The organism is Okeania sp. (genome assembly GCF_983059655.1).
In genome coordinates this window covers 1-6,131 of sequence record NZ_CEZPJD010000472.1, presented here as the reverse complement: position 1 = coordinate 6,131, position 6,131 = coordinate 1, and the positions used below count along the sequence as shown (strand labels likewise).

The window sequence follows — 6,131 nt, the reverse complement described above, 5'->3', positions numbered from 1 at the left end:
TCAAGGTCTGTTAAGTTAGTGAGTTTAGTGATTGATTCCGGTAATTCCGTTAATTGATTTCCTCTTAAATCAAGGTCTGTTAAGTTAGTGAGTTTAGTGATTGATTCCGGTAATTCCGTTAATTGATTTCCTCTTAAATCAAGGTCTGTTAAGTTAGTGAGTTTAGTGATTGATTCCGGTAATTCCGTTAATTGATTACCACTTAAATTTAATATTTCTAGAAGTTCTAATTCCATAACTTTAGTAGGAATTTCAGTTAATCCTTCATCACTGTTGTCAAAAGCATTATGACTTAAATCTAACTTCTTAAGTTTGTTTTCCTTAGCTACTTGTATTCTTTCTTGAAAACTTTGTGGTATCTGATTCTGCTTATTTATTTTAGGAGAAGTCATAATTTCATAAAATATTTTTACGCTCACATAATACCTACAAATATAAATATTGATTTTCCATAACTATTTATGCTTTGCTTATGGAAGTCTTATGGGTGAGGGTAGGAGACAGAAGAATAGAATTTCCTACGGAATGCTCCGCAAACAGAATTTAGAATTCAGAATTTATCATAATTTAGAGGAGTTAGGAAGAAGAAATATCCCTTGATTTTTCTATCCTTATCTACTCAGAATTCTAACTTTTTTAGCCTTTTAGACCGAAAACCTTGCACCTTTTTTCACTCTAAAAATCCTCAAATATTTACAGATAAAAGCTTTGACAGTTAATCAGTAGAACAATAATTATCCATATTGGTCAATCCTCTCCTTTTTAGGGAAAGTTAATTATCCATTATCCATTAATCAACCATGTCTTTTGGTAAGCATTTCCTGCGGAATACTGCGCAAACAACTATTAGCATTCAGCTAATTCCTTCTTCCAAGATAATGACTCATAACTCATAGCTGATAGCTGACTGCTGAATGCTTACCTTTTAATAAAGCGATATAGCTGCCGCTAGGCTCCGCCAACGCTTCAAAAGCTTCTATAATCTCAAAATCAGTTAAACACTTAATTTTTACTTATAAGTTTTAGTATTTTCCTTTGAATATTTTTAATTTTGTCAGGATTTTATGACAAAAAAGGAGAAAATTTTTCTGATACAGCTAACGAAGTTTCAAGATTTTTAGCCGTTTTCTTCCGTTGTGTGATACTATAAATCTTAGAATAATCCAAGGGTAAGTATTGCTGAAGAGAATTTTGACGCTGCAAATACTGATTATTTCGTTCTTTCAGAGACAAATAGTCTTGTTTTCCTCAACTAGAAATGACAAATTTTTCTCTTCTAACTTTTCGGCAGTTTGATAGATTGACAATTTTGTGGTAAGCGGAAGAAAAAAGGACAATTATAGCTGATGAGCGATCGCTCCACTCTTATCCAAACACTTTTTTGACTATACTTGATTCGGCAAGAGGTCTCCCATTATCAAAATAACATGGGTCTAAAACCCCGCCTTTTAAGGCGAAATATTTTTGGAGCTTTTCTCAAATCCTCGTTACAAAAATAACTTCTGACTTCTGACTTCTGGCTTTTAACTTCTGACTTCGTTAAAATCTCCAATTTAACGGGAGATAACTTCACACTGCATATTCAATCAGAGATCAGAAATATTGATAGAATGACTGAAAATATAGCTTTTGAATAGAATCTGGCAAAGTTGATTCTGGCAAAAGCTAGAATTAAATATATAGAATTAAAAATCTCATGACTTTGGCCCAAACACTGGAACAAGAGTGGAAAACCAAACTTCAGGAAGACTACCCAAACCATAGCTCAGATGTCCACAACAGTATTATTTGCTGGCTATTGGGGAATAATCCTAGTCGCTTAGACGAACTGACTCCTACTCAAAGGGCAATGGCATCTAAAGGGAGAGAGTTTCTTTATCGAATTCTAAAACAAAGATATTTGGACATTCCGCCAGAGCGAGCTTATCGAAACTTAATGCAACGCTTGAGTGGTCTAGTAATGCTGCGACAAAAAATACGAGCATGGGTAAATACCAGTCGCGATCGCCAACGAAGTGTAATTGATGTCCTCCAGGAAGTGATCCAAGAGATGCTAAATAGCGATCGCTACCTACAGCAACAAATGGCCAAAATCAGTGAATGTACAAAAAATCCCAATCTCCGCAACTCTCTATTATTAGCTAGTGTAGAAGAATACTGTATTAGACCGATTCGCAATCAGCCTTTATTGGTATATAGATTTGTTAACTATCTACGTCGAACTCAAAGAGGTGGCCTAACTCAAGTACCTGTAAAAGAATGGGTTAAATTAATCTCGGAAGATATTAGTCCTGGTGATACAGAAGATAGAGTAAGTTTGTTAGATGCTGTAGTGACTTCAGGGTATCAAGATAATGAAGAAATGGAGCAACAACATTTGCTCCGCTCTAAAGTCCAGGAGGAATTTGAGAAATATTTGGTGGAAAAAGTTGATTCCAAGGCAGCAGAATGGTTAAAGCTTTATCTTCGAGGCAATACTCAAGAAGAAATTGCTCAAGCTTTAGATATGCCTATCAAGCAAGTGTATAGATTACGAGAAAAAGTCAGTTATCATGCAATTCGTGTTTTTGCAGTTAAACAACAACCAGAATTAGTAGCTAGTTGGTTAGAAATTTCTCTGAATGAGCATGGCTTAGGTTTAACTTCTCATCAATGGCAAAAATACTGGCAAAATCTCAATCCTCAACAACGTTATTTAATTGAAGGGTTAAAATCAGGTGCAAGTGTAGAGGAAATTGCTAAACAGTTAAACTTGAGAAGTAACCAAGTTATTAGCGAATGGACTAAATTATATTTATCTGCTCAATCCTTACGAAATAGTTCCTAGCTTTCATCAAGACTAAGATTGTAGATATTGCAAGGGTGTCAGAAATAACTAGGGTTTGCGCTCAAAAGTCTTTTAGTAGAGGTAGGAGTCAGGAGTCAGAATTCTCAATTTAGAAGGAATAAAAATTATAGAAGAAGTAGTCAGAAAAAGCGTTCTGCTTACTTTTTGTCGATAGCAATAGCACAGGACAACTAAAGTTGTCTATTCTAAACGACTCCCTTGTTTTCATCCACCAGTTCAAACATGGGGGCCTTCAACGTCGCTTTTCGGTAATTTTTAGGATAATATAGTTTTAATAAGTAGTGCCTCGAGTATTTGAGTATTTAGATACTTGGATTATGTAATTGGCGTATTTAGTGTGATTTGTTGAGAACTTTTTTGCAGATGGTAAAAGTACACCAATATATATATAGTAACTGCTTGATTATTACCATTTTTTTACCGAATAATTAATGTTTAAAGCCTCTCCTTATAAAGGAGAAACAAGCGGTCTAGGGATGTCGAGGTCTCCTCGCTATATCCAATCGACCAAGAGAAGAAAAAATTTTCATAATTAGTCAATCCTCTTCTTTTCAAGGAGAGGTAATTATTAATTATTAATTATTAATTATTAATTGTTAAATCAGCTTCAATAGCTCTAGTGAAGACAGTTGTTGCCTATTTTAATCCCGATCGTTAAATAGATGATTTCTATTAGTTTCAAACTAACAATTCAATAATGCCAGCACACAACAAAAATAATGGGGAAAAGCAAATGGATCATCCCCAGATATTTGCTCTAATTGATAATATATTACCATTTGAAGCCTGTCTACACTATCAAATTTTACCTTTATCTATAGAAGGTAGCCGAGTTAGACTTGGTGTTGTTGACATCAAAGATTATTCTGCTATAAATTATGCTCGCCGATTATTATCTTATTTAAATTGCTCGCTGGTAATGGAAGAAATTTCCTCTGAAACTCAGAGGTCAATATTATCATCTTATTTAAATTATCTTGGCCATCAAAAATCTGTCACTTCTAGTTCTTCTCAACCTAAATTACCCAGTAATAATCATCAATCTACTAAAAAAGGAAAAAAGCAGCAATTTTCTGACCAAAAAAAGATAACAAGTCAAGAATATTTAATTAAAAAATCTCAGGATTCACAACAACAAAAATTTCAACCTCAAATTCAAAGTTTATCACAAAATCAACACAATCATTTATGTGATGTTTTAGAACTATTTATACCTAACTATCAACAATCTATCTCTTTAGAAAATATAGGCAGCTTAGAGCCTCAAAAGTTATTAAGAGAACTAATGGTAAGAGTTTTAGATTCAGGAATTGGTAGACTTTATTTTGAGCAACAAGAATCACAAGGAAAAATCCTTTGGAGTCAAGATGGAGTTCTGAAATCTGTAGTTGAAAACCTAGAACGAGAAAAAATTGAAGGTGTTATTAACGAACTCAAAATTCTGACAAAAATGAGTTCTATTCCCATGAAAAAACCTCGGCAAGTAGAGATTGAAAGAATATATCAAAATAATCATTTACTATTACGTTTGAGAGTGATGCCAGGAGTTTATGGAGAAGAAGCAACACTACAAGTATTAAGAGGAGCTGCTTTAAGATTTTATCAACAGCAAAAGCTATCTTTATTGAGTCAAGATACCTTGAAATTAGGCAAACAATTACAGATAAAAATCAATCAAATTTATTGTAGTCAACATCTAGCTCCATTTCAGCTAGATAGCTTGTTAACTTTGCAAAAGTTACTAGATAATGTTGAGCATCAGGTTGAATGTATTATTTCTCAACAAAATAATCAAAATTTATAAATATGACAGGGAGTAGGGAGTAGGGAGTAGGGGGAAATTTTGTTGTAACCATTCAGCAGTCAGCTATCAGCTTCTATTACCTTTAAAAAGCATTTCGGTACAGAAAATGCGGATAGCTAGTTAACCAACTTTTGAGAAAAACTCTACTACTATACTAGGGCTTGCTTATGGAAGCTAAAAATCAGGATAGCTTAAGGTAATGGAGCTTTTTATACTCAGTTTATCTCCTGATTATTGACTCTTATTAGCCTCAAAATACTGAAACTTTAGCTGAAATTCAAGAAAATTTCTTCACATAAAAATGGCTGAAACTATTGCCTGTTTAAACCATCTCCGCGTCTCCGCGTCCCCGCGTCCCCGTATCCCCGTCTCCTAACCCCCAGCAACCCATCCTATACTAAAACAGGCTCTGCTTGTGGCCACCGATTCATTGTTTTACCAATTACTGCCATTTCCTGCATTAACCGGTCGAATTTTTCAGGCGTCAGGGATTGAGGGCCATCAGATAAAGCTTTTGCTGGATTTGGATGGACTTCAATCATCAGAGAATCTGTCCCTGCAGCAATAGCAGCCATTGCCATTGCTGGTACATATTCAGCTCGGCCAGTACCATGACTAGGGTCAATCATAATTGGTAAATGAGTCAGCGATCGCAACACTGGTATTGCTGAGAGGTCCAAAGTATTACGAGCGTACTGACGGTCAAATGTACGAATACCGCGCTCACAAAGAATTACATTTTGATTTCCAGCAGCTAAAATATACTCTGCAGCCATTAACCAATCTTCGATAGTTGCAGCCATTCCCCGCTTCAAAAGTACAGGTTTGTCTTGGGCACCTACCTTTTTTAACAGAGAGAAGTTTTGCATATTACGAGCACCAACTTGTACCACATCAGCAACTTCAATCAATTTTGGTAAGTCAGCGGCATCCATTACTTCTGTGATGATACCCAGGCCCGTTTTTTCTTTAGCTGTAGCTAGTAGACCTAAAGCACTTTCACCATGTCCCTGAAAAGAGTAAGGAGAGGTACGAGGTTTATAAGCTCCTCCACGCAAAAATCTAGCACCCGCAGCTTTAACCCGCTGGGCTGTTTCTATAATCATCTCCTCATTTTCTACGGAGCAAGGGCCTGCAACTACAACTAAGGGGTGATGAAGACCGAAAGTTACAGGTCCATCAGGAGTAGATACTACTACTTCACTTGCTTCTCCATGGCGATATTCTATACTTGCTCGCTTATAAGGACGTTCAACCCGCAAGACCTGTTCGATCCAAGGACTCAATTCTTGTAGTTGTAATGGATCTAGGTCGGCAGTATCTCCTACTAAACCTATAACAACTTTATAGCGCCCAACAATTTTTTCTGGTGTCAGACCCAAATTAGTTTTAAGGTCATTACAAAGACGGTCTATTTCGGCTTCTGGAGAACCAATTTTTGTTACTATAATCATTTTTTCTTTTGCGGTTAAATTTAGA

At 35.6% G+C, this 6,131-nt stretch carries 4 protein-coding genes; 2 read left to right on the top strand and 2 right to left on the bottom strand.

The window, feature by feature from the left end:
* On the bottom strand, positions 1-392 hold a 392-nt coding region (locus AC3DU7_RS22090; protein ID WP_488041456.1), incomplete at its 3' end, for a leucine-rich repeat domain-containing protein.
* Between the two features lie 1,304 nt (positions 393-1,696).
* Between AC3DU7_RS22090 and AC3DU7_RS22085 the strand changes: the two genes are divergently transcribed.
* Together AC3DU7_RS22085 and AC3DU7_RS22080 are read left to right on the top strand one after the other, a co-directional pair.
* Complete coding sequence (locus tag AC3DU7_RS22085; RefSeq protein WP_488041455.1) at positions 1,697-2,827, top strand: HetZ-related protein 2; 1,131 nt, start codon at positions 1,697-1,699, stop codon at positions 2,825-2,827.
* A gap of 718 nt (positions 2,828-3,545) precedes the next feature.
* On the top strand, positions 3,546-4,652 hold the full coding sequence (locus tag AC3DU7_RS22080) for an ATPase, T2SS/T4P/T4SS family (protein WP_488041454.1): 1,107 nt from the start codon (positions 3,546-3,548) through the stop codon (positions 4,650-4,652).
* 392 nt (positions 4,653-5,044) lie between these two features.
* Here the strand turns inward: AC3DU7_RS22080 and aroF are convergent, their stop codons facing one another.
* Entirely contained in the window at positions 5,045-6,106 is a 1,062-nt protein-coding gene (gene aroF / locus AC3DU7_RS22075) for a 3-deoxy-7-phosphoheptulonate synthase (RefSeq protein WP_488041457.1), read from the bottom strand.
* Positions 6,107-6,131 lie beyond the last annotated feature (25 nt).